This window comes from Spirillospora sp. NPDC047279 (genome assembly GCF_040643285.1).
In the GTDB taxonomy this organism is placed as follows: domain Bacteria; phylum Actinomycetota; class Actinomycetes; order Streptosporangiales; family Streptosporangiaceae; genus Spirillospora.
This window is the reverse complement of sequence record NZ_JBEYUA010000025.1, coordinates 79,745-101,346: the sequence shown is the minus strand read 5'-3', so window position 1 is coordinate 101,346 and position 21,602 is coordinate 79,745. Positions and strand designations below refer to the sequence as shown.

Below are 21,602 nucleotides of genomic sequence, written 5' to 3'. Positions count from 1 at the left end.
CTCGACACTCGCGTGACCGGCCTCACGGCCGACATGGCCGATCTCAAGATCCAGGTGACCGGCCTCGACACTCGCGTCACCGGCCTCACGGCCGACATGGCCGATCTCAAGATCCAGGTGACCGGTCTCGACACTCGCGTGACCGGCCTCACGGCCGACATGGCCGATCTCAAGATCCAGGTGACCGGCCTCGACACTCGCGTCACCGGCCTCACGGCCGACGTGGCCGGCCTCAAGACCGACGTGTCCGAACTCAAGACCGACGTGTCCGGCCTCAAGACCGACGTGTCCGAGCTCAAGGTCGGCATGTCCGATCTCAAGCGGAGTGTCGGGACCCTGGAGAAGGGTGTCGGGGCGCTGCTGGCGCATGCGGGGGTAAGCGTGCGGGAGGAGTGACGGGAGGCCCCCGCCGTTGCGCCCTGGGGCGGTGCGGCGGGGGCTCGCGGTCAGCGGCGGTAGGTGAGGCCGTAGCCGTACGGGAAGAGGGGGGTCTTGCCGTCGCCGCGGTTGATGGGCTGCTGGTCGGCGCTCTTCATCCAGGTCACGGGCAGCTTGCCGGTCGGGCGGGCGAGGCCGTAGAGGACGTCGGCGACGCCGCGGCCCTCGGTGCCGGGCAGCCAGGACGCGACCAAGGCGTTCCACTTGGGCAGTTCGGCGGCGATGTCCAGCGGGCGGCCGGAGACCAGGACGACGATGACCGGGACGCCGGAGGCGCGGAGGCGTCCGATCGTCGCCAGGTCGTCGGCGTCGAGGCCCATGCCGGCGGGACGGTCGCCCATGAACTCGGCGTACGGGAGTTCGCCGACGACGGCGACGGCGGCCTTGTACGAGCGGTCGACGCCGGTTCCGTCCTTGCTGTAGGTGACCGTGGTGCCGCGGCCGGCGTTCTGCTCGATGCCCTTCAGGATCGTGGTGCCGGGCGTGATCGGGCCGGGCGAGCCCTGCCAGGTGATCGTCCAGCCGCCGGTCTGGATGCCGATGTCGTCGGCGCTCTTGCCCGCGACGAAGATCTTGTTGTTGGTGCGGGAGAGCGGCAGGACGTTCCGGTCGTTCTTGAGCAGTACCTGGGAACGGGCGGCGGCGTGCCGGGCCAGGGCGCGGTGCTCGGGGCTGCCGACGGTGCGCAGGTAGCCGCGGTCGGCGAACGGGCGCTCGAACAGGCCGAGCTCGACCTTCTTGGTCAGGATGCGGCGGTTGGCGTCGTCGATGCGGGCCTGCGGGACCCGGCCGGCCCGCACCTCGGCGCGCAGGGTCTCGATGAACCGCCTCCAGTCGTACGGGACCATGAACATGTCGATGCCGGCGTTGACCGCCGTGGTGACCTCGGCGGCGGTGAAGCCGGGCTGCCCGTCGATCTGGTCGATGCCGTTCCAGTCGGAGACGACCAGCCCGGAGAAGCCGAGCTCCCTCTTGAGGACGTCGGTGATCAGGTAGCGGTGGCCGTGCAGCTTGACGCCGTTCCAGGAGCTGAACGAGATCATCACCGAGCCGACGCCCCTGCGGACGGCGGCCTGGAAGGGCGGGAGGTGAACGCGGCGCAGTTCGGCCTCGGACACCTGGGTGTCACCCTGGTCGACGCCGCCGGTGGTGCCGCCGTCGCCGACGTAGTGCTTGGCGGTGGCGAGGACCGAGGCCTTGCCGCCGAGCCGGCGGCCCTGGAAGCCGGTGACGATGGTCGACAGGGACGCGGGCAGTTCGGGGACCTCGCCGAACGACTCGTAGGTGCGGCCCCAGCGGTCGTTGCGCGCGACGCACAGGCAGGGCGCGAACGTCCAGTCGGGGCCGGTGCCGGTGACCTCCTCGGCGGTCGCCTGCCCGATGCGCTGCACGAGCTCGGGGTCGCGGGTCGCGCCGAGGCCGATGTTGTGCGGGAAGATCGTCGCGCCGACGACGTTGTTGTGGCCGTGCACCGCGTCCACGCCGTAGATCAGCGGGATGCGCAGCGGCGTGGCGATCGCCTGCCGCTGGAAGCCGTCGGTCATGTCGGCCCACGCCTCGGGCGTGTTGGGGGTGGGCGTGGAGCCGCCGCCCGAGAGGACGGAGCCGAGCCGGTAGCGGGTGATGTCGTCGCCGGTGAGCGACCCGCGCTCGGCCTGCGTCATCTGCCCGATCTTCTCGTCCAGGCTCATCCGTTCGAGCAGGGCCTCCACCCGTTCACGGACGGGTGAGCGCGAGCCGGTGGCCGTGTCGGCCGTCGCGGCGCCGCCCGAGGCCAGCATGAACGTGGTGAGCAGGCCGATGGCGAGGGACCGGGGTGGACTGCGGTGCATCGTCGCCTCCGCTGGAGGTCGGGAACCGGAATACGTTGCCCCACTCAACAAATGGAACGTAAGGCGATCGACGGGCCCGCGCAACGACCGCATCCGGACACCCGGGGGTGGACCAAAGCGTAACCTGTGGGTTACGCTTTAGCCGTGGACGAGGTGGTGAACGCGATCGCCGACCCGGTGCGCCGGGAGATCCTGGCGTTGCTGCGCGCCGAGCCGCGCAGCGCCGGCGACATCGCGGCGCGCTTCCCGATCAGCCGTCCCGCGATCAGCCGCCACCTGCGCGTCCTGCGGGAATGCGGGCTCGTCCGCGACGAGCTGGTGGGCAGGCGCCGCCTGTACACGCTCGACCCCGCGCCGCTCACCGGCCTCGCCGAATGGATCACCACGCTGCGCGCTCCCGCGAGCTGGGACCACCGGCTGGACGCCCTGGAGACCGAGGTCCGCCGCACCACCCGCGACCGCCGGCGCACCGACGGCGAAGGCGAAGGCACCATCCGCGAACGCGGACGCACCACCGGCTCGCGCAAGCACACGGCCCGCCAGAACGCCACCGGCACATCCGCCAACTTCAGCACCGACACGCGCAGCGACACAGCTGCCCACACCGACACCGACACCGACACCGACACCGACACCGAGGAGAACACGGCATGACCCCGATACCGACCGGCAGGCTGCGGCGTACGGCCGACGGCTCCGAGCTCGTGCTCAGCCGCACTTTCAAGGCGCCCATCGAGGACGTCTGGGCGAGCGTCACCGAACCCGAGCGGACGGCCCGGTGGTTCGGCCCGTGGGAGGGCGAGCCGGGAGCGGGCAACGTGATCAAGACGCGGATGCTCTTCGAGGAGGGCGAGCCGTGGATGGAAATGCGCATCGAGGCGTGCGAGCCGCCCGAACGCCTGCTGCTCAGCGCCGACGACGAGTCGGGCGGACGGTGGGAGCTGGAGGCGCGCCTGGCGGAGGCCGACGGCGTGACCGTGCTGGAGCTGATCCACCACCGCATCCGCGACGAGATGCTGGGCTCGATGGGGCCGGGCTGGGAGTACTACCTCGACATGCTGGTCGCGTCGCGCGAGGACACGCCGCGCCCGGCGTTCGAGGACTACTACCCCGCGCAGAAGGACTACTTCGACGGACTTGCCTGAGGGCGATCGCCCGGGATCGAACCGAGGACTTCCAGGGCCACAACCTGGTGTGCAGACCACTACACCACGACCGCCGTGTCTCCGGCAGGATTCGAACCTGCGGCCTTCGGGTTCGCAACCCGACGCGCTTTCCCCTGCGCCACGGAGACTCGTTGTTCAGTTGTGCGTACCGGATGCAGGAATCGAACCTGCCTGATGCGGTTTATGAGACCGCCGAAGGCGCCAGCCTTCCTATCCGGCGCGGAGGGTGTGAGATTCGAACTCACGCAGGGGGTGACCCTGACGACGGCTTAGCAAGCCGCTGCCTTCCCACTCGGCCAACCCTCCGGGAAAACGAAGAACCGCCCTGACGGACTCCGGGTCCGCGGGCGGTGGGCACGTCGTACGCGCAGGTCGGATCACCTGTGGCGACGGGCACTCCCGAGACCGGAGAGGCTGCGGCTACTGCTGTGCATTCGATGGCGTCGCATCGTTCCGCTCCCCTCTCGGCCGGTCTTGTGTGTGTTCGACGTTCACTCTGCCAAGCCGGTTCCGTTGCCGCAACGCATTTATTCGGCGGGCCGGTCGAAAACCCGGCCCGCCGAAACAGAAAATGCCCGTCAGCCCAGGTCGGTGAACCACGTCACGGCTCCCAAGCCCTGAATTCCTTCGCCGCGACGCACCCCCTGGCCGACCGCACCGAGCTGTCGATCACGGACGTCAAGGACGAGCCAGTCATGTGGACCGAACGCGCACCACGCGAATGGGTCGACTGGTGGGCCGTCAACCCACGGCCCGACGGCTCCGCCCCGCGATGGGGTCCGACCAACGACAACGTGGAAGAGATGCTGGAGCAGGTCGCCGAAGGCGCCGCCATCTGCTTCGCCCCGGCCAGCATGGCCCGCTACTACTCACGTCCCGACCTGGCCTGGATCCCCATGACCGGCGCGCACCCCCTCCGCGTGGCGCTCGCCTGGGTGGACGGACAAGCCGGCCCCCTGGTCCAAAGCTTCGCCCACATCGTCCGCACCCTCCAAGCCACACAGACCTCGCCGCCCGGCCGGACCGCATAGACCGACCGGACCGCATGGAGCGCGCGAACCGACCGGCCAGGACTCGCAGAACGCAACGCGCAGAAGTGAACGTAAAGCGCGCGAGCCGCGCCGTGACGTGACGCACGGTGCGGCTCGCGCTCAGGTGACGCTGGGGTCTTCCCTCTCAGTGCTGGTAGAGCTCGCTGTTAGTCGAGCTTCCAGAGTTCGTACTCTTCCCAGGGCGCGGAACTGCCCTTGCAGTCCCAGGCCTCCCAGCCCTCGTTCCGCACGCCGGCCTTCCCGGCCTCCTTGCAGCTCGAGTGCCAGTAGAACCGGGCACCCGTGTCGCTCCACCGAGCCCGCTGCTGCTCCGCGGCCTGTGCCGACGCCGTTGGCACAACGCACGCGGTGACGGCCAGGGCGGCGCCACACGCACCGATGAGGATTCGCTTCTTCATCGCATCGCCTCGCTTTCGGGGGGATGACTACGTTCGCGTATGAGAATCTCACGCTGAGTAGTCGATCCTGGGTCAGGCACAGTCCACGATTGGGTAGATCTGCGAACGCCCCCGCGCGCCGGTCGTTGCCAGCACCCACCCGCACGGCCACAACCCGGCGACCGGCACGAGCGGCCAGCACGAGCGACCCGCAAGGCGCGTGACTACGAGTGAGGTTCCCCCCGTTCCCCGGCCACCTACGGTGAGATGGGTCATCGGAAGCCGCCGTCGCGAATGAGCGGTGGGTGCGGCGGTTCGTGCGGGCGATTGGCGCGCGCGTGGTTGGTGCCGGGGCTCACGTGGTGACGGCGTGCGTGGTCGGCCTTAGGGGCGCGGGGTTGGTGCGGGGGCGTGGGCGTGGGGTTATTGGATTGTGGCTAGGGATTGGGTGGCTATTTCTCGTTCTTCGTCGGTTGGGATTACCAGGACCCTGACTTCGGCGTGGTCGGGGGAGATCTGGCGTTCTTTGCGGGAGGGGGTGGTGTTGCGGGCGGTGTCCACGGTGATGCCCAGGCGGTCCAGGCCGGACAGGGAGCGGGCGCGGATGCCGGCGTCGTTCTCGCCTACGCCGGCTGTGAAGACGATGGCGTCGACGCGGCCCAGCACCGCGTAGTAGGCGCCCACGTACTTGCGTATGCGGTGGCAGTAGATGTCGAGGGCCTCGCGCGCGTCCGCGTCGTCGGCGTTCGCGCGGCGCCATACCTCGCGGAGGTCGCCGGCGCCCGCGAGACCGAGCATGCCGCTGTGCTTGTTGAGCGCGGTGTCGACCTCGAGGAGGCTCATGTCGGCCACCCGGGCGAGGTACGCGGGCAGCGCCGGGTCGATGTCGCCGGAACGGGTGCCCATGACCAGGCCTTCGAGGGGTGTGAGGCCCATCGAGGTCTCCACGCTGCGGCCGCCTTGGACGGCCGTCGCGCTCGCGCCGTTGCCCAGGTGCAGGACGATGCTGTTGGTCTCCTCGTAGGGGCGGCCCAGCATCTCCGCGGCGCGGCGGGAGACGTACGCGCAGGACGTACCGTGGAAGCCGTACCGTCGTACGCCCAGGTCGGACGCCCACGAGCGGGGCACGGCGTAGGTGTGGGCGTGCGGCGGCAGCGTCTGGTGGAACGCGGTGTCGAAGACCGCCACGTGCGGCAGGTCGGGGAAGACGCCGCGCGCGACGCGGATGCCCTCCAGGTTGGCGGGGTTGTGCAGCGGCGCGAGCGGGCTGAGCTCGTCGATGGCCTTCTCGACCGCGTCGTCGATGACGACCGGGTCGCTGAACCGGTCGCCGCCGTGCACCACCCGGTGCCCGACCGCCACGACGTCGGTCAGCGCCGGGCCCTCGGACTCGAAGACGTCGAGGATCGCGCGCAGCCCGGCCTCGTGGTCGGGGTACCGGTCCTCGCGGGCCGACTCCGCCGTGCTGTGCTCGAGCCTGCCGTTCTGCTCGCCGATGCGTTCGAGCAGGCCGGACGCCAGGGTGCCGGTGGCGGGGTCGAGCAGCCGGTACTTGATCGAGGACGAGCCGCAGTTGAGCACCAGGACGTTCACGGGTTCTCTCCCTGTGCCTGGACGGCGGTGATGGCCACGGTGTTGACGATGTCCTGCACGGTCGCCCCGCGCGACAGGTCGTTCACCGGCTTGCGCAGGCCCTGGAGCACCGGGCCGACGGCGACCGCGCCCGCGCTGCGCTGGACGGCCTTGTAGAGGTTGTTGCCGGTGTTGAGGTCGGGAACGATGAAGACGGTCGCGCGGCCCGCCACCGGGTTGTCGGGCAGCTTGGTCCGCGCCACCCCCGGGTCGATCGCCGCGTCGTACTGGATCGGCCCCTCGACGAGCAGGTCGGGACGCCGTTCGCGGACGAGCGCGGTCGCGGCGCGGACCTTGTCGACGTCGCCGCCGTGGCCGGAGTCGCCGGTCGAGTACGAGAGCATCGCGACGCGCGGCTCCACCCCGAACCGCGCGGCGGTGGCCGCGGCGGAGATCGCGATCGCGGCGAGCTCCTCGGCGTCCGGCTCGGGGTTGACGGCGCAGTCGCCGTAGACGAGCACGCGGTCGGGCAGGCACATGAAGAAGACGCTGGACACGATGTCGGTGCCCGGCGCGGTCTTGATCACCTCGAACGCGGGCCTGATCGTGTGCGCCGTGGTGTGCGCGGCACCGGACACCATGCCGTCGGCCAGCCCCAGGTGCACCATCAGCGTGCCGAAGTACGAGACGTCGGTGACGGTGTCGCGGGCCAGGTCGAGGCTGACGCCCTTGTGCGCGCGGGCCCGGGCGAGTTCCTCGGCGAACCGTTCGCGCAGGGCCGGGTCGAACGTGCTGAGAACGCGGGCGTCACTCACGTCCAGCCCGAGGATCGCCGCGCGCCGTTCGATCTCGGCGGCGTCGCCCAGCAGGGTCAGTTCGGCGACGCCGCGGCGCAGCAGCAGGTCGGCGGCGCGAAGGATGCGCTCGTCCTCACCCTCGGGCAGGACGATGTGCCGGCGCGCCGAGCGCGCCCGTTCGAGCAGGTCGTACTCGAACATCAGCGGCGTCACCGCGGTCTTGCTGACCTGCAGCCGGTCGAGCAGCGCCTCGCCGTCGACGTACTCGTCGAACAGCCCCAGCGCCGTCTCGATCTTGCCGTCGGCCTCCGGCGTGAAGCGGCCCTCGACCTTCGACAACAGGGTGGCCGTCTCGAACGTGTCCTCCTCGGTGATCACCACCGGGAGCCGGACCGACATGCCGTCGAGCAGCTGGGCGACCGGTTCGGGCAGCTCCATGCCACCGCTCATCACGATGCCCGACAGCGCCGGGAAGGTCGGCGCGGTGTGCGCGACCAGCAACCCCGGCAGCAGGCCGGCGGCCCGGTCGGCCGGAATGATGATCGCCGCGTCCTCGGTGAGGCGGGTGAGGATGTTGGGCAGCGACATCGCACCGACGATGATCTTGCCGATCTCGCGGCCGAGCAGGCGTTCCTCGCCCAGCAGCAGCTGCCCGTCGCACGCCTCCATCAGGTCGTGCACGGTCGGCGCGCTGAGCCGCGGCACCTCGGGCAGCGCGAACAACATGCGGTCCAGCCGCGCCACCGCGCTCACGTCGGCGGCTCCGACCCGGGTGACGACGGTGGCCAGCTCGGTCGCGTGCTCGGCCTTGACCTCGGCGAGCGCCAGATCGACCGCGACCCCGTTCTGCGCCGGTGTACGGCCCTGGCCGTTCACCACCAGCAGCAGCGGCGCGCCCAGGTGGGCGGCGAGGGTCGCGTTGAACTCGAACTCCGTCGGCGCCCCGACGTCGGTGTAGTCGGTGCCGACGATGACGACCGCGTCCACCTGCTCGGCGAGGCCGCGGTAGCGGGCGACGATGTCGGCGGTGGCGCGCTGCCGGTCGGCGTGCACGTCCTCGTACGTCACGCCGGTGGCGGTGTGGGCGAGCCGGAAGCGCGAGCGCAGCGTCTCCACCAGATGATCCGGCCGGCCCGCCCGGATCACGGGCCGGAAGACGCCGACGCGCCCGACCCTCCGGGACAGCAGCTCGGTCATGCCGACCGCGATGGCGGCCTTCTTGGTGGCGGCGTCACTGGCCGCGATGTACACCGCGTGCGTCATTCCCCCCGGCCCTTCGCCGTCCGATCGGGCATGAACGATCGTACGGGACCCCCCGCCACGGCCCCTCGCCGGGCGCCGGTCGACCGCCCGCCCAGCGGAGGAGCCTCGCTCCGTCCACCGGTGGTGGGCTCTTCCGCTGGACGGCGGTCGAGCTCTCCGAACGGCGGGAGGCTAGGGCGGGCTAGCCGCTGAGGGCCAGGCGGAGGGCGCTGAGCGCCTCGTAGACGCGGACCTTGACCACGTCGACCGGCACTCCCAGCGACGCCGCGGCCTCGTTCACCGACCGCTCGCGGAAGACCGTCTGGTCGAGGATCTCTCGATGGACCGGGGCGAGTGAACGGAGCGCCCGCGCGACGACCGCCGGACCCGGGGCGGTCGCCGTCGCGGACATCTCGTCCACCGCGTTCTTTCCGTATCGCAGTGCCACGGGATGAATCTCGCACCGCACCACCGCCACCGGGCGTTCCCTAAGCCCCCTTTAAGGTCCGGCTCAGGAGACCTTAGGCGGAGGGGATCTCCCGCGGGCACCGACGCCCCTGAAGAGACCCGGCTCCGCCCGGTCGTTTGCGGTCAGTCGGTGAGCTCCAGGCGTTCTACCGTCCACTGCGTGTCGGCCGGCCCGGGTGCGCATGAGCGGGCCAGGACGGGGAGGACGGCTGCCGGGTCGCAGCCGTACAGGCCGGCGCCCCAGGCCGCGTTGGCCTCCACGACGGCCCAGCCGCGGTCGCGGATCCTGCCGACGTCGACCACCACCGCGGGCGGAACGGGTACCTCGGCCAGCAGTCCGGCCGCGTACTCTCCCGCGGCCCGAACGTCCTCCTCCGATGCCTCCCAGCGGCCCGCGGCGGTGCGCGCCAGCCCGCCGTCGCGCAGGTACGGCGACATCGTCACGACCTCGCCCGCCAGCACGAAGCACCGGAACTCGATCTCCCACGTCACCGGCTCGCCGACGAGAACGGGGGTCTCGCCGGGAAGCACGTCCTCGCCCGGCAGGTCGTCTCCGGCCCGGTACACCGTGCCCTCGAACGCCTTCCGCCCGTCCGCGGGCTTCACGAACATCGGCTCGTTCAGGGAACGGCGCACGGCTTCCAGCGTCGACTCGTTCACCTCGCGCCGCCGGTGCCGTTCGGGCAGACCGAGCAGCCAGTCGTGCGGCGCGTCGACCAGTCCCACGCCGAGCCGAGCCGCGATCACCTCGACGAACGTCGGCTCGCCGTACAGGACCACGTCCTGCCCGCGCAGGTGACCGGGCGCCCGCCAGCCGCCGAGCCGCTCGGTCTTCCAGCCCGCCGCGCCGGCCGCCGCCCGCAGCACCTTCGAGTCGTCGGTGTAGCGGGGCGAGAGAACGAGGGTCGGCACCGGGAACCTCCGGGTGATCAGAAATCTGCTGCCGCTCTATGACGTCCGGCGGCCCGCCGAAGTTTCTCCGGAATCCGCGGCGTCCGTGTCGAGGACGCGGTGGCCGCTCCGACCACGGGGTGAAGGGCGCCCAGGAGGGGCACCCGCGCCAGAAGGAGACCCGCCGTGAAGTACATGATCATCATCTACGGCAACGCCGAACTGTGGACCTCGTTCCCCGCCGAGCAGGCCCGGAAGGCGCTCGCCGAGCAGGACGCGTTCAACGTCCGGTACAAGGAGACCGGTGAGCTCCTCGGCGCGTACGGCAACGCCGACGCCGTCCGCGCCAGGACCGTCCGCGTCCGCGACGGGGTGTCCGCCGTCACCGACGGCCCCTATCTGGAGACCAAGGAGTACCTGGCCAGCTGGTACCTGGTGGACGTCGAGGACGAGCAGCGCGCCCTGGACCTCGCCGCCGAGATCCCGTTCGCCTCGGTCGGCGCCGTGGAGGTGTGGCCGATCCTGCACGAGGCCGCCGGCAACGCGCTCTGACCTCACAACCCAGGGACCCTCACCGCACGGATCCCCTGCTGCCGGATCTTCGGCAGGTGCCCGGACGAGCGGCGTCCACGGGGTTTCAGCGGGCTCGTTCGGCCGCGTCCAGGAAGGCTTCGCGCACCCGGTCGGTGCTGGTCCCGTCCATGCCCAGCATCCCGGCCACCTGATCGGCGAGCCGTACGTACGGCTCGTAGTGCGCCGACGCCAGATCCCCCGCCGGTGCCGCCTCGCGCGGCGCCGGCGGGGACGTCCACGCGGACAGGTCGGGCAGGTCACGCCGCGGCTCGTCCAGCGTCAGCAGCGTGTCGAAGCGCCCCGCCGCCGCGTCGCGCGGCGTCAGCGGCCGTGCGCCCGGCGCGAACAACCCGCGCAGCGTCGCGGGCACGCTCGCGTGCTCGCGCGTCCCGGCCTCCACCGCCCCCGCCGGAACGTACGGCGAGATCACGACCGCGGGCACCCGGCCGCCGGTCGTCGCGAAGCCGAACGCGGCGCTCTTGCGGTGGATGAGCCACCGCAGCACCCTCACCGCCGGGCTGCGGCCCTCCCCCGGGTTCGCCATGCCCGCCGCGGCCGGCACGTGATCGTAGAACCCGCCGTTCTCGTCGTACGTCACCAGCAGGATCGTCCGCTCGAAGACCTCCGGATGCCCCCGCAACGTCTCGTACACCCGCGCCACCAGTGCCTCGGCCCGCACGAAGTCGCCCTCGCCGTCGTCGGCGTCCTCGTGGTCGGCGGCCAGGTCGTTGCCCGGGTGCTGGCTGTCGCTGGACGGGCCGGGCCGGTGAACGGGCTCGATGAACGAGTACGCGGGCAACGTCCCGTCCGCGACATGCCGGGCGAACGCCTCCATCGGGTACCAGTTGCCCAGCCGTTCCGGGCTGCTCCACAACTTCACGAACACCATGACCTGCGGGATGTCGCCGAAGTAGACGTGCCAGCCCTTCCCCGCCGCCTCCAGCACCTCGAAGATCGTCCGGTTGGTGTAGAAACGCGGCTGGATGTCGACGTCCCCGTCCGACGTCGCCGCGTGCAGGAAGTTGCGGTTGGGCCAGGTCTCCCCCGGCACCGAGCAGAACCACCGGCTGCAGGTGCCGAACTCGCGCGCCAGCGTCGCGAGCACCGGCACGTTCCCCGGCGGCTGGCACCGCATGACCAGCGGGCCGTACCCCGCGACGCCCTTCCTGCCGCGCCCGCGCGTCATCAGGTTGACGATCGGGCCGAGCAGCCCGCCCCACGCGCCCGGCGCCTTCCCGAGGCCCTTCCGTTCGTACGACCGGACGAAGCCCGCGTTGCCCTTCAGCTGCTCCAGCATCGCCTCGTGCGAATGGTCCGGGTCGATCGGCAGGACCCGCCTGCCGTTCGCGGTGGCGGTCACCGTCTGCCCCTGCTCGACGCCCGGATTGGTGAACGTCCCGCCGTGCAGGCCGTCGAACGCCGGATCAGGATGCTCCACGAATCCCAGCATGTGATCGAACGAGCGGTTCTCCAGAACGAGAACCACCACGTGCTCGATCTCCGCCATGGCCACTCCCTTCAAAGAGAATGCCCTCGGCACCGAACGGCCACACGCTAAGGGCCGAGGACCGCCAGGAAATTGTCGACCAGCACGTTCTTCTCGCCCTTCCGCCACCCGAATCCAACGGCACCACCCGTGAATTCGCCAACGGATGAACCGACGGCAGAACGGCAACGAACGGCTCAGCCGCCACCACCCGAAATTCCAACCCCGAACCCGCCCCGGCCGTCGTCCATCGCTCGGCCCCCGTCCTGGACCTTCGCTCAGTCCCTGCCCTGGCCCCTCGTTCCCTCCGGATCCCGCGCTCCGGCCCCACCCCTCGTCCCGCCCTCGCCCCCAGCGCCGTCTCCGGCGGCGGGCTGCGGCCAGTCCGGGGCGAGGTGCCTCCGGCGCGTCCAGTTCGACGTCCAGGCCCACGGCGATCAGAGCGGTCCGGGCTAGGGCTTCGAGGGTTTCCAGGGGCTCAGTGCCAGACGTCCGGTGTTGCCCAGGTCGATGGCGTGGCCCGATGGGACGATCTGGCGCGGGGACCTCTCGTCCGGCGCGATGTCCAGGAAGGCGCCGTTCGCCGCCACGGCCGACGCGTCGGTGACCGTGTTGCGCCAGAGCAGGCCGGACGTGGCACGCCCGCCCGGCGGGAGGACGAATCGCTGGGCCGGGACGTTGAAGCTCTCCACCGTCGCGACCGGCGCCGAGCCATGACTGATCTTCAGCTTCAGGGGTCCGCGCCGCCCGTCCAGCACCCGGACGTCGGGATAGCCGTTCACCGTGAACGGCCGGGTGCCGCAGTTGACCATCTCCACGTTCATGGCGCGAAGCCCCATCGCAGCGTCGATCTCGCCTGTCGAGATGCGTACGCCGGGGTCGGGGCAGGCCGCCGGGGCGGGCGCGGGCGGGGTCGTCGGCGGCAGGCGGACGTCATCGGCCGACGGGGTGGAGTCGCAGGCGCCCACCAGCAGCAGGGCCAGAGCCAGGGACCACGTCGTTCTTCTCACAGGACGGTCGCTCTTCTCACAAGATCTCAGCGTTTCTCACAGGCCCCGAGCGTGCGTACGGCTCCCGAGCGTGCGTACGGATCCGAGCGTTCTCACGGGACGTCAGCGTTCTCAAGGGTCCGACGCTTCTCGCGGGACCCCGGCGTTCTCAGGGATCAGCGTTCCAGGTCCGGGCGGCGAGGCGGAAGGCGGGCGGTGTGGAGGTTCCGTGCGGCTAGGAGATGGCTTCGGTGAAGGCCCGGAGCAGGGCGGTCTCGTCGCCGCGTCGCCAGACCACGGTCATGGCGGAGTCGGGCAGGCCGGTGACCGGGACGCTGGTGACGTCGGTGCGGGCCTGGTTGCGGACGGTCGGGGCGCAGAAGAGCATCGCGCCGCGGTCGGCGGCGATCAGGGCCAGGGCCTCCTGGAGCGTGCCGGCCTGCGGGCCGCGCGGGATCGGACGGCCGGACGGGGTGGCGGACGGGGCCTTCCACTCGGCCGGGGCGCGGAGGTCCAGGAGGGCGCAACCGGCCAGGTCCTCGGCGGGGACGGCCGTACGGCCGGCGAAGGGATGGCGGGTCGAGACCACGAGGGTCTGGGGTTCCTTGGAGAACGGCGGCCCGGTGACCAGGCCGGGCTCGTCGACCGGGTCCAGCACGATGGCGGCGTCCAGGTCGCCGCGCCGGAGGGCCGCGAACGGGTCGGACAGCGGAATCTCGGACAGCAGGACCTCGCTCGCGGGGTGCTCATCCTGGAACGCGGCGATCCGGCCGACGACCCGTTCATGCGTGCTGCCGGGCAGGAAGCCGACGCGCAGGGTCCCCTCGACGCCGCGTGCGGCCGACTGGGCGGAGGCGACGGCCGAGTGCAGTGCGTCGTACGCGGGACGCAGGTCGGCGAGAAGGCGTTCCCCGAGGGGTGTCAGGCGGACGCGGCGGCTCGTGCGGTCGAAGAGGCGGGCCCCGGTGCGGCGCTCCAGGGACCGGACGAGCTGGCTGATCCGGCCCTGCGAGACGTAGAGGCGCTCGGCGGTCCGGCCGAAGTGCAGCTCTTCGGACAGGACGAGGAACGCCTCCAGCTCGCGTAGGTCCAGCATTCCGCCCGCCTCCTCCCTCCCTGACACCACCCTCTGGGGGCGCCCCTGATCTGCGACCCGATCTCTCGCCGCGCCTCTGACCGCGATCGATGAGCCACGTTCATACAGGGATGAACGATCGGCGATTGTTCCCGGTCAGGCTTGAACGAAGGCTTGACTCATGTCCTTTCGTTCATGGTTCGGTGTCGGCGTCGTGGGCGCCGGTACGTTCTCGGTCGTCACGTCGGAGATGCTCCCGGTCGGCCTGCTCACCCCGATCGGCACGGAGATGGGCGTGCCCGAAGGCGTCGCGGGCCTGACCATGACCCTGCCGGGACTGGTCGCGGCGGTCGCGGCGCCCGCGGTGGTGCTCGGGATCAGGAGGCTCGACCGGCGGGTTCTGCTGGCCGGGCTGATGGGGCTGCTGGCCGTGGCCAACCTGGTCTCGGCGGTGGCTCCGGTCTTCGGGGTGCTGCTGGCGGCGCGGGTGCTGGTCGGGCTGAGCATCGGCGGTTTCTGGGCGGTCGCGGCGGGCCTGGCGGGACGGCTCGTCCCGGAGCGGAACGCCGGCACCGCGACGTCGATCATCTTCGGCGGGATCGCGATGGCCTCGGTGCTCGGCGTCCCCGCCGGGGCCCTCGCGGGCGATCTGGCGGGCTGGCGGGCGGCGTTCGGCGCCGCGAGCGTGCTCGCGCTGCTGGTCCTGGCCGGGCTGCGCACGCTGCCGCCGCTCCCGGCCGAGACCAAGGTCACCCTGCGCGACGTACCGACCGTGCTGCACGCGATGCGCCTCGGGCTGTTCGTGACGTTGCTGCTGGTCACCGGGCACTTCGCCGCGTACACCTACGTACGGCCCGCGCTCGAGCGCCTCGCGGGCGTGGACGGGCGGCTGATCGGCGGGTTCCTCCTCGCGTACGGCGTCGCCGGGGTGGCGGGCAACTTCTGGGCCGGGGCGCGCGCCGCCCGCGACCCGCGGCGGACGCTCCTGCTGATCTCCCTGGCCCTCGGCGCCGTCGTGCTGCTCGTCCCGCTCGCCGGCGGCTGGGCGGTGATCGCCTGGGGGCTGGCGTACGGAGGGGTGTCGGTCAGCACGCAGGCGCTGCTCATGCGGTCGCCGGGCGGCGCGCCCGAAACGGCCTCCGCGGTCTTCACGTCCGCGTTCAACATCGCCATCGCGCTGGGCGCGCTCATCGGCGGGCGGGTCGCGGACGTCAGCCTGGGCGGCGTGATGTGGCTGGCCGGCGGGCTGGCGTTCGCGGCCGGGCTGATCCTTCTTCTCGCCGCGAACACTCTGCGTTATCTCCCCCGAGAGCACGCTTAGGGGTAGGTTTTGCTCAATATCGACAGGCATTGCCCCAGATCTCGACCGCATCGAGATCCCTACTTCCCTGGGAGGCCGCGCGTGCCCGAAGAGTCCGCCGAAGAGCTGCTGTCCCGGATCGACACCAACGTTCCGCACCCCGCCCGCGTCTGGGACTACTGGCTGGGCGGCAAGGACAACTACCCGGCCGACCGGGCCGTCGGCGAGGAGATCCTCTCCGTCATGCCCGAGCTGGTGGTGAACGCGCGCGCCGAGCGCGAGTTCCTCGGCCGCGCCGTCCGGCACCTGGCCGCCGACGTCGGGATACGCCAGTTCCTCGACATCGGCACGGGCATCCCCGCCGCCGACAACACCCACCAGGTGGCGCAGTCGGTCGCGCCCGACGCGAAGGTCGTCTACGTCGACAACGACCCGATCGTGCTCGTCCACGCCCGGGCGCTGCTCGCCGGCACCCCGGAAGGCGTCACCAGCTACGTGGACGCCGACCTGCGCGACCCCGACCGCGTCCTCGAAGAGGCCGGCAAGTCGCTCGACTTCAGCGAGCCGATCACGCTGATGATGCTCGGCGTCCTGGAGTTCATCCCCGACTCCGACCAGGCCCGCACGTTGGTGACGCGGCTCGTCGACTCGCTCGCGCCCGGCAGCCACGTGATGATCGCGCAGAGCGTGCGCAGCCCGTCGATGGACGAGGCCGCGCAGCGCTGGAACGACAGCGGGGCCACCCCGATCGCGCTGCGCACCCCGGACGAGGTCAGCCGCTTCTTCGACGGACTGGAACTGCTCGACCCCGGCCTGGTGTCGCTCCCCCAGTGGCGCCCCGGCCCTGGAACGCTCTATGCCGGCCGCGAGGTCTTCCAGTACGGCGGCGTAGCCCGCAAATCCTGACGCCGGGCCGCAGGCCCGCAAACCCCGACGCCAGTGCCGACCACAACCCACTGGCGTCGGTCGTCGGCGTGACCGCGGCATCGACCGCAGCCCCAACGGTGCCGGTTCCTGGTCTGGTGGTGGCTTGGGACGTGGACACGGCTGCGGCCCTGGTCCAGGGGATCTCGGTGACCTGGGGGGAATCGGTTGGTGGGTGGTCGTGTTGTGGCGGCTGGCGGGTGCGGGCGAGACGATGGGAGAGGGTCCGATGGCGGGTTTCGCGATTCGGTACGTGGGCGGTCCGACGGCGGTCATCGGGATCGGCGGGTTGCGGCTGCTGGTCGATCCGACGTTCGACGGGCCCGGTGAGTACCCGATCGGCGACCGTGCGCTGGTGAAGACCGGCGGGCCGGCGCTGGGCCCGGACGAGGTCGGGGCCGTGGACGCGGTCCTGCTCTCCCACGACCAGCACCCGGACAATCTGGACACGCTCGGCCGGTCCGTGCTGACGGCGGCCCCGCTGGTGCTCTCCACCGCGTCCGCGCGCGAGCGCATCGGCGATCCGGTCAGGACGCTGCCGAACTGGGACGAGGTGGAGGTACCGCGCCACGACGGCGGCGGGGTGCTCCGCGTCACCGGCGTTCCGGCGCAGCACGGCCCGGACGGCACCGATCATCTGACGGGCGAGGTCACCGGCTTCGTGCTGGCGGGCGACGGCCTGCCGACGGTGTACGTGAGCGGCGACAACGCCTCGCTGGACGTCGTGCAGCGCATCGCCGACCGGGTCACGGTCGACATCGCCGTCCTGTTCGCGGGCGGTGCGCGGACCCCGCTGCTCGGCGACGCGTACCTGACCCTGCCCAGTGCGGGCGCCGCGGAGGCGGCGGCGATCCTCGGGGCCCGGCATGTCGTGCCGCTGCACTTCGAGCAGTGGGAACACTTCAGCCAGGGCGCCGACACGCTCGTCGCGGCGTTCCGCGAGGCCGGTCTCGCCGAACGGCTGCACCTGCCCAAGCCCGGCGACCTGATCGAACTCTGATCCGCCGATGATTTTCGGGCGGTCCACCGGTCGGCACCGGGTATGAGCACTCACATGCCCAAGATCGAAGAACGTGGTGAGCAGCCGTACGCGGGAATCCGGCGGACGATCACCTGGCGGGAGTTCCCGCTGATCGCCGACCGGATCCCGGAGCTGATCGGCTGGCTGGCCGCGCGCGGACTGCGGCCAGCCGGGGCACCGTTCTTCCGGTACGTGACCTTGCAGGGTGAGGACTCCGGGCTCGTCGAGGCCGGTGTCCCCGTCGAGGGGCCGGTGGACGGCGAGGGCGACGTCTTCGCCGGCACCCTGCCCGCCGGGCGGTACGCGACGGTGACCCATGCCGGCCATCCCGACGGGCTCTTCCAGGTGACCACCGACCTCCTCGGCTGGGCCGCCGACCAGGGCCTGACCTGGGACATGTCGGAGTCCGAGGACGGCGAGCACTGGGCCTGCCGGTTGGAGATCTACCGCACCGACCCGGCCGTCCAGCCTGACCTGGGTCAATGGGAGACCGAGCTGGCCTTCAAACTCGCCGGCGGCTGAATAATCGCTGGCCCGCCCCGCCGCCGTGGGCGAGTCTGGGACCTGTGGAGACACACGAGTACGCAGGCCACGACGGGGTCGGCCTGCGCGATCTGATCCGTTCGGGCGAGGTGAGCGCCGCCGAGGTCGAGACGGCCGCACGGCATGCCCTCCAACAGGTGAACGCCGACGTCAACGGCCTGACGCGGCCACCGTTCGACCCGGCGCTCTCCCATGACCCGGACGGACCGTTCGGCGGCGTCCCGTTCCTGATCAAGGACAGCCAGCCGTTCGCGCGCAACGTGCCGTTCGCCATCGGCAGCCGGGCCATCCGGGGCGCGGTCGCCTGGGTCGACCACGAGCTGATGGCGCGTTTCCGCGCCGCCGGGCTCGTCACGATCGGGCAGACCACGTCGCCGGAGATGGCGCTCAGCTTCGCGACCGAGAGCGTCCGGTTCGGGATCACCCGCAACCCGTGGGCGCTCGACCGCGGCGTGGGCGGATCAAGCGGCGGATCGGCCGCGCTGGTCGCCGCCGGTGCGGCGCCGATGGCGCACGCCAACGACGGTGCCGGCTCGACCCGCGTCCCCGCGTCCTGCTGCGGGCTCGTCGGGTTGAAGCCGAGCCGTGGCCGCGTGCCGTGCGGTCCCCTGATCGGCGAGGCCGCGTTCGGCCAGTCGTACGAGTTCGCCGTCACGCGGACGGTCCGCGACACCGCGCACCTGCTCGACGCCGTCGGTGCGCCGCCCCTCGGCGAGAAGTACGCCGCGCCGCCGCCGTCCCGCCCCTACGCCGCCGAACTGGGCGCCCGCCCCGAACGCCTCCGCGTCGCGTTCACCACGACCCCCTGGTCGGGCGTCCCCGTCGACCCGCAGGTCACCGCCGCCGCCCTGAACGCGGCCAAGACCCTGGAGTGGATCGGCCACACCGTCACCGAGGCGAGCCCGCCGATCGACGCCGACGCCGTCATCGAGGCGATGATGCTCGGCGCACTCGCGGCCGGCGCCGCCCTCCTGCGCGCCCCACGCCGCCCCGACCCGGACCTCCTCGAAGCCGTCACCCGGCTCCTCACCGGCGAGACCGAGGCCGCCACCCTCCTCGACGTCATGGCCATGACCGACGCCCAGCACCAGGTCACCCGAGCCGCCGCACTCTTCTTCACCGACCACGACCTGCTCGTCACCCCGACGCTCGGCCAGTTGCCCCCGCCGCACGGCACCCTCGACTACGACAGCCCACGGCACGCCTCGTTCCGCGGCTGGCTGCGGCACATCTTCACCTACGGACCGTTCACCGCGCCGTTCAACGTCTCCGGCAACCCGGCGATCAGCCTGCCCCTCGGCCAGAGCCGCGAGGGCCTGCCCATCGGCGTCCAGCTGGTCGCCGCCCCGGCCCGCGAGGACCTCCTGCTCCGCGTCGCGGCCCAACTCGAACAGGCCCTCCCCTGGCACGACCGCCGCCCCCCGATCTACGCCGGCCTCCCCTGACCCGGCCGCGCGCTCACCGCGCCGCAGCGCGCGGGCGCGCGCCGGGCTCACCTGGGCACGGACTCCTCCATCGCGGCCCGCATGGCCTCCATGCCCCGCTCCATGTAGTCGGCCACGACCCCCGCCACGGCATCCGGCAGGCAGTCGGTGATCCACACGAACCGCGACCGCCCGTCCTCGTCCACCACCTGCGCCGAGGCCATGTGATGCGTGAGCCCCATCGGCGACTCGGTCACCGAATAGGCGACCCTGCGCGCGTCCTCGTCGATCCCGACAAGGCGCTCACGCGCCTCCACCCCGCTGAAGAACGTGATCACCCGGTCGTCGCCCTCCACCCGCGACGCCGTCACGAACCCCGGCGCGAGCCGATCCACCGCCCCGAAGTCGCGGAGCGCGCCCCACACCCGTTCGGGCGGGGCGTCCATGATGATCTCTTTCCGAACGGTCGCCATGCGGACGATCGTGCTCCCGTATCGGCCATCCGGATAGAACATCCTTGCGCACAGGGCCGCCCGTCCATGGCCGACCAGTCCCTCGCCGCCCTACGCCCCGGCAGGTCCCGGCGAGCGCCGCCACGCACTGGACGGCCCGCATCGCGTTCTCCCTCGCGGACCTATGCGCCGACCCCGAAGGAAAGGTGGCCATCCCCCTGATGGCGCCCGGATACGTGTCGGCCGCCGATCGGTGGTCAGGTGGCAGGGGCTGGTTGGGGGCGGGCGTTGTGGAGGGCTTCTTGTCGCCAGTTCCCGCGAGGTTGGGTGTGGAGGCGCCAGTAGTGGTCGGCGATGTCGTCCGGGGCGAAGTCGGTGCCGGGGGCGACGGGGCCGGCCACGGTGACGCTGGCCAGGTGAACGCCGGACGGGCCGTACTCCTGGTCCAGGAGGGTGACGAGTGTGCGGACGCCGGACTTGCCCAGTGAGAGGCTGACGTAGTCCCGTTTGGGCTCGGGCATTCCGCTGGTGATGATGAACGAGCCGTTCCCGCGTTCTGCCATGAGCGGGGCGATGTGGGCGGCGGCGGTGAGGGCGCCGACGACGTTCACCGCCCAGGCGTCGAGGTGGCCTTGGGCGGAAAGCTGTCCGGCGGTGTCCTGCTGGATGATCGCTGCGTTGTAGATGACGGCGTCCGGGAGGCCGTGGGTCTCGATGGCCGCGTCCAGGGCCGATCGGAGGGCCGGTTCGTCGGTGGTGTCGGCGATGTGGGTGGTGACCTGGACGCCCAGGCCGGACACTGCGGGAGCCATGTCCTTGAGGTTGCGCTCGTTCCTGGCGATGAGGGCGATCGGCTGGCCCTCTCGCGCGAAGCGCAGCGCGACCGAACGGCCGATTCCCGGCCCCGCTCCGATGATCACCGCGCCTGCCATGGTCGTCTCCTTTGCTGGAAGATCCCTGATGAGGGTGACGTTATGGGGTCACATCGGTGTGAAGGTCAAGCGAGGAGAGCTCATGCGGATCGGTGACCTGGCTGCTGAGACCGGGGTGAGCAAGCGGCTGCTGCGTTACTACGAGGAGCAGGGGCTTCTGAGGCCGGAGCGGCTCTCCAACGGGTACCGCGAGTACGCGCGGTCCCATGTCGCGGCCGTTCGCCACATTCGGGTGCTGCTGGACGCGGGCATGCCCACGTCGGCCATCTCGCGGGTGCTGCATTGCGTCCATGACGAGGCGGACGGTGTCGTGCCGTCGGCGTGCCCCGAGATGCTCGAGAACCTGCGGCGGGAGCGGCGCCGCATCATCGCGGCGATCACGCAGTTGCAGGCCAATCAGGATGCGATCGACTCTCTGTTGACCACGGCTCTGCGTGATTCGTGACGGTAACCCGTGGGGGTCGGCCGGGTTCGCCCGTTCACCACTGGCCGTCGCGGGTGGAGCGAGGCATAGGGGCCGGCGCGGCCGGCGGACGTGGTGACGGTCAGGTCGGCGGGAGGGGTTCCAGGGCGCCGGGCGGGTTGAGGAGGCGGGCGGCCGTGGCGATGAACGTCGTCATGTGGGCCTCGAAGTCGGCCTCGCGGGCCTTGAGCTCCTCGGGGTCGGAGGCGCGGCGGAGGGGGCGCATGTAGGCGAAGGCGGCGTCGGCCTGGGCGCGGAGTTCGGCGTGGTCGACGACCAGGAGCATGCGGAACTTGGCGGCCTCGGCGGCGGCGCCCAGGCGGTCGGCGTCGGCGAGGGCGTCGTAGTGGCCGTCGCCGCGTTCGCGGCGGAACCAGACGGCGACGGTGCCGCGTTTGAGCTCGGTGATCGCGGCGGCGAACTCGCCGACCGCGGCCAGCCTGTTCTGCCGCACGCGTTCACCGCGGGCGGCGGCCTCGGCACGCTGCGCGACGCGCTGCTGGAAGAAGTACGTGCTGAACGAGCCGAGGAGTGTCCCGGCCACGGCGATCAGGCTGCCCACTACGGCGCTCACCCGAAGAGTTG

The 21,602-nt window shown here is 71.5% G+C and carries 23 protein-coding genes and 4 tRNA genes; 11 read left to right on the top strand and 16 right to left on the bottom strand.

Annotated elements, in window-relative coordinates; all coding sequences use genetic code 11:
* Nucleotides 1-396 (top strand): hypothetical protein (locus ABZ810_RS42710; protein WP_358412993.1); only part of this gene is annotated, 396 nt, incomplete at its 5' end.
* A 50-nt stretch (nucleotides 397-446) separates the two neighbouring features.
* Here ABZ810_RS42710 and ABZ810_RS42705 read toward each other — a convergent pair.
* The gene (locus tag ABZ810_RS42705; RefSeq protein WP_358412991.1) at nucleotides 447-2,270 is read right to left on the bottom strand and encodes a glycoside hydrolase family 3 protein; all 1,824 of its coding nucleotides are present in this window, start codon (nucleotides 2,268-2,270) and stop codon (nucleotides 447-449) included.
* A gap of 144 nt (nucleotides 2,271-2,414) precedes the next feature.
* On the opposite strand from ABZ810_RS42705, the gene ABZ810_RS42700 reads away from it, so the two are divergent.
* Together ABZ810_RS42700 and ABZ810_RS42695 are read left to right on the top strand one after the other, a co-directional pair.
* Nucleotides 2,415-2,924 (top strand): metalloregulator ArsR/SmtB family transcription factor, encoded by a 510-nt coding sequence (locus tag ABZ810_RS42700; RefSeq protein WP_358412989.1) that lies wholly within the window; start codon nucleotides 2,415-2,417, stop codon nucleotides 2,922-2,924.
* Entirely contained in the window at nucleotides 2,921-3,415 is a 495-nt protein-coding gene (locus ABZ810_RS42695) for an SRPBCC family protein (protein WP_358412988.1), read from the top strand. The genes ABZ810_RS42700 and ABZ810_RS42695 overlap by 4 nt, the downstream gene beginning before the upstream one ends.
* A gap of 1 nt (nucleotide 3,416) precedes the next feature.
* Here ABZ810_RS42695 and ABZ810_RS42690 read toward each other — a convergent pair.
* From ABZ810_RS42690 to ABZ810_RS42675, 4 genes are all read right to left on the bottom strand, one after another.
* A tRNA-His gene (locus ABZ810_RS42690) sits at nucleotides 3,417-3,489 on the bottom strand.
* A 2-nt stretch (nucleotides 3,490-3,491) separates the two neighbouring features.
* Nucleotides 3,492-3,564, bottom strand: a tRNA-Arg gene (locus tag ABZ810_RS42685).
* Nucleotides 3,565-3,582: 18 nt separating this feature from the next.
* Nucleotides 3,583-3,655 (bottom strand) — tRNA-Met (locus ABZ810_RS42680).
* A gap of 1 nt (nucleotide 3,656) precedes the next feature.
* Nucleotides 3,657-3,742: transfer RNA gene (locus ABZ810_RS42675), tRNA-Ser, on the bottom strand.
* Nucleotides 3,743-3,873: 131 nt separating this feature from the next.
* Here ABZ810_RS42675 and ABZ810_RS42670 point away from each other — a divergent pair.
* A complete protein-coding gene (locus ABZ810_RS42670) occupies nucleotides 3,874-4,467 on the top strand; it encodes a LysR family transcriptional regulator substrate-binding protein (RefSeq protein ID WP_358412986.1) in 594 nt (197 codons plus the stop codon).
* A 167-nt stretch (nucleotides 4,468-4,634) separates the two neighbouring features.
* Here ABZ810_RS42670 and ABZ810_RS42665 read toward each other — a convergent pair whose 3' ends face one another.
* The 5 genes from ABZ810_RS42665 to ABZ810_RS42645 all read right to left on the bottom strand — a co-directional run bounded on the left by ABZ810_RS42665 (nucleotide 4,635) and on the right by ABZ810_RS42645 (nucleotide 9,856).
* Complete coding sequence (locus tag ABZ810_RS42665; protein WP_358412984.1) at nucleotides 4,635-4,886, bottom strand: hypothetical protein; 252 nt, start codon at nucleotides 4,884-4,886, stop codon at nucleotides 4,635-4,637.
* 402 nt (nucleotides 4,887-5,288) lie between these two features.
* Complete coding sequence (locus ABZ810_RS42660) at nucleotides 5,289-6,458, bottom strand: acetate kinase (RefSeq protein ID WP_358412982.1); 1,170 nt, start codon at nucleotides 6,456-6,458, stop codon at nucleotides 5,289-5,291.
* Nucleotides 6,455-8,497, bottom strand: a complete 2,043-nt coding sequence (gene pta / locus ABZ810_RS42655) for a phosphate acetyltransferase (RefSeq protein ID WP_358412980.1) — start codon at nucleotides 8,495-8,497, stop codon at nucleotides 6,455-6,457. Before pta ends, ABZ810_RS42660 begins: the two co-directional genes overlap by 4 nt.
* Before the next feature lie 181 nt (nucleotides 8,498-8,678).
* Nucleotides 8,679-8,924 carry a sigma factor-like helix-turn-helix DNA-binding protein gene (locus ABZ810_RS42650; RefSeq protein ID WP_358412978.1) on the bottom strand — a complete coding sequence of 82 codons (246 nt, stop codon included), beginning with the start codon at nucleotides 8,922-8,924 and terminating at the stop codon, nucleotides 8,679-8,681.
* Nucleotides 8,925-9,067: 143 nt separating this feature from the next.
* Entirely contained in the window at nucleotides 9,068-9,856 is a 789-nt protein-coding gene (locus tag ABZ810_RS42645; RefSeq protein ID WP_358412976.1) for an ATP-grasp domain-containing protein, read from the bottom strand.
* Nucleotides 9,857-10,030: 174 nt separating this feature from the next.
* Here ABZ810_RS42645 and ABZ810_RS42640 point away from each other — a divergent pair, with 174 nt between their 5' ends.
* Nucleotides 10,031-10,387 carry a YciI family protein gene (locus ABZ810_RS42640; protein ID WP_358413053.1) on the top strand — a complete coding sequence of 119 codons (357 nt, stop codon included), beginning with the start codon at nucleotides 10,031-10,033 and terminating at the stop codon, nucleotides 10,385-10,387.
* 85 nt (nucleotides 10,388-10,472) lie between these two features.
* Here ABZ810_RS42640 and ABZ810_RS42635 read toward each other — a convergent pair whose 3' ends face one another.
* The 3 genes from ABZ810_RS42635 to ABZ810_RS42625 form a co-directional block, all read right to left on the bottom strand.
* Nucleotides 10,473-11,915, bottom strand: coding sequence for an alkaline phosphatase family protein (locus tag ABZ810_RS42635; protein WP_358412974.1), 1,443 nt, complete (start codon nucleotides 11,913-11,915; stop codon nucleotides 10,473-10,475).
* Nucleotides 11,916-12,346: 431 nt separating this feature from the next.
* Nucleotides 12,347-12,904, bottom strand: coding sequence for a DUF4232 domain-containing protein (locus ABZ810_RS42630; protein WP_358412972.1), 558 nt, complete (start codon nucleotides 12,902-12,904; stop codon nucleotides 12,347-12,349).
* Nucleotides 12,905-13,118: 214 nt separating this feature from the next.
* Nucleotides 13,119-13,979, bottom strand: a complete 861-nt coding sequence (locus ABZ810_RS42625) for a LysR family transcriptional regulator (protein WP_358412970.1) — start codon at nucleotides 13,977-13,979, stop codon at nucleotides 13,119-13,121.
* 160 nt (nucleotides 13,980-14,139) lie between these two features.
* Here ABZ810_RS42625 and ABZ810_RS42620 point away from each other — a divergent pair, with 160 nt between their 5' ends.
* From ABZ810_RS42620 to ABZ810_RS42600, 5 genes are all read left to right on the top strand, one after another.
* Nucleotides 14,140-15,279, top strand: a complete 1,140-nt coding sequence (locus ABZ810_RS42620; RefSeq protein ID WP_358412968.1) for an MFS transporter — start codon at nucleotides 14,140-14,142, stop codon at nucleotides 15,277-15,279.
* A gap of 81 nt (nucleotides 15,280-15,360) precedes the next feature.
* Entirely contained in the window at nucleotides 15,361-16,164 is an 804-nt protein-coding gene (locus ABZ810_RS42615; protein ID WP_358412967.1) for an SAM-dependent methyltransferase, read from the top strand.
* A gap of 247 nt (nucleotides 16,165-16,411) precedes the next feature.
* Nucleotides 16,412-17,182, top strand: a complete 771-nt coding sequence (locus ABZ810_RS42610) for an MBL fold metallo-hydrolase (protein WP_358412965.1) — start codon at nucleotides 16,412-16,414, stop codon at nucleotides 17,180-17,182.
* 54 nt (nucleotides 17,183-17,236) lie between these two features.
* Entirely contained in the window at nucleotides 17,237-17,725 is a 489-nt protein-coding gene (locus ABZ810_RS42605; RefSeq protein WP_358412963.1) for a GyrI-like domain-containing protein, read from the top strand.
* 44 nt (nucleotides 17,726-17,769) lie between these two features.
* A complete protein-coding gene (locus ABZ810_RS42600) occupies nucleotides 17,770-19,191 on the top strand; it encodes an amidase (RefSeq protein ID WP_358412961.1) in 1,422 nt (473 codons plus the stop codon).
* 47 nt (nucleotides 19,192-19,238) lie between these two features.
* On the opposite strand, the gene ABZ810_RS42595 is transcribed toward ABZ810_RS42600, so the two are convergent.
* Together ABZ810_RS42595 and ABZ810_RS42590 are read right to left on the bottom strand one after the other, a co-directional pair.
* Nucleotides 19,239-19,643 (bottom strand): SRPBCC family protein, encoded by a 405-nt coding sequence (locus ABZ810_RS42595; protein WP_358412959.1) that lies wholly within the window; start codon nucleotides 19,641-19,643, stop codon nucleotides 19,239-19,241.
* Nucleotides 19,644-19,879: 236 nt separating this feature from the next.
* Nucleotides 19,880-20,554, bottom strand: a complete 675-nt coding sequence (locus ABZ810_RS42590; protein WP_358412957.1) for an SDR family NAD(P)-dependent oxidoreductase — start codon at nucleotides 20,552-20,554, stop codon at nucleotides 19,880-19,882.
* 82 nt (nucleotides 20,555-20,636) lie between these two features.
* Here ABZ810_RS42590 and ABZ810_RS42585 point away from each other — a divergent pair, with 82 nt between their 5' ends.
* Nucleotides 20,637-20,999, top strand: coding sequence for a MerR family transcriptional regulator (locus ABZ810_RS42585; RefSeq protein ID WP_358412955.1), 363 nt, complete (start codon nucleotides 20,637-20,639; stop codon nucleotides 20,997-20,999).
* Between the two features lie 100 nt (nucleotides 21,000-21,099).
* Here the strand turns inward: ABZ810_RS42585 and ABZ810_RS42580 are convergent, their stop codons facing one another.
* Entirely contained in the window at nucleotides 21,100-21,591 is a 492-nt protein-coding gene (locus ABZ810_RS42580; RefSeq protein ID WP_358412953.1) for a hypothetical protein, read from the bottom strand.
* Between the last annotated feature and the right edge of the window lie 11 nt (nucleotides 21,592-21,602).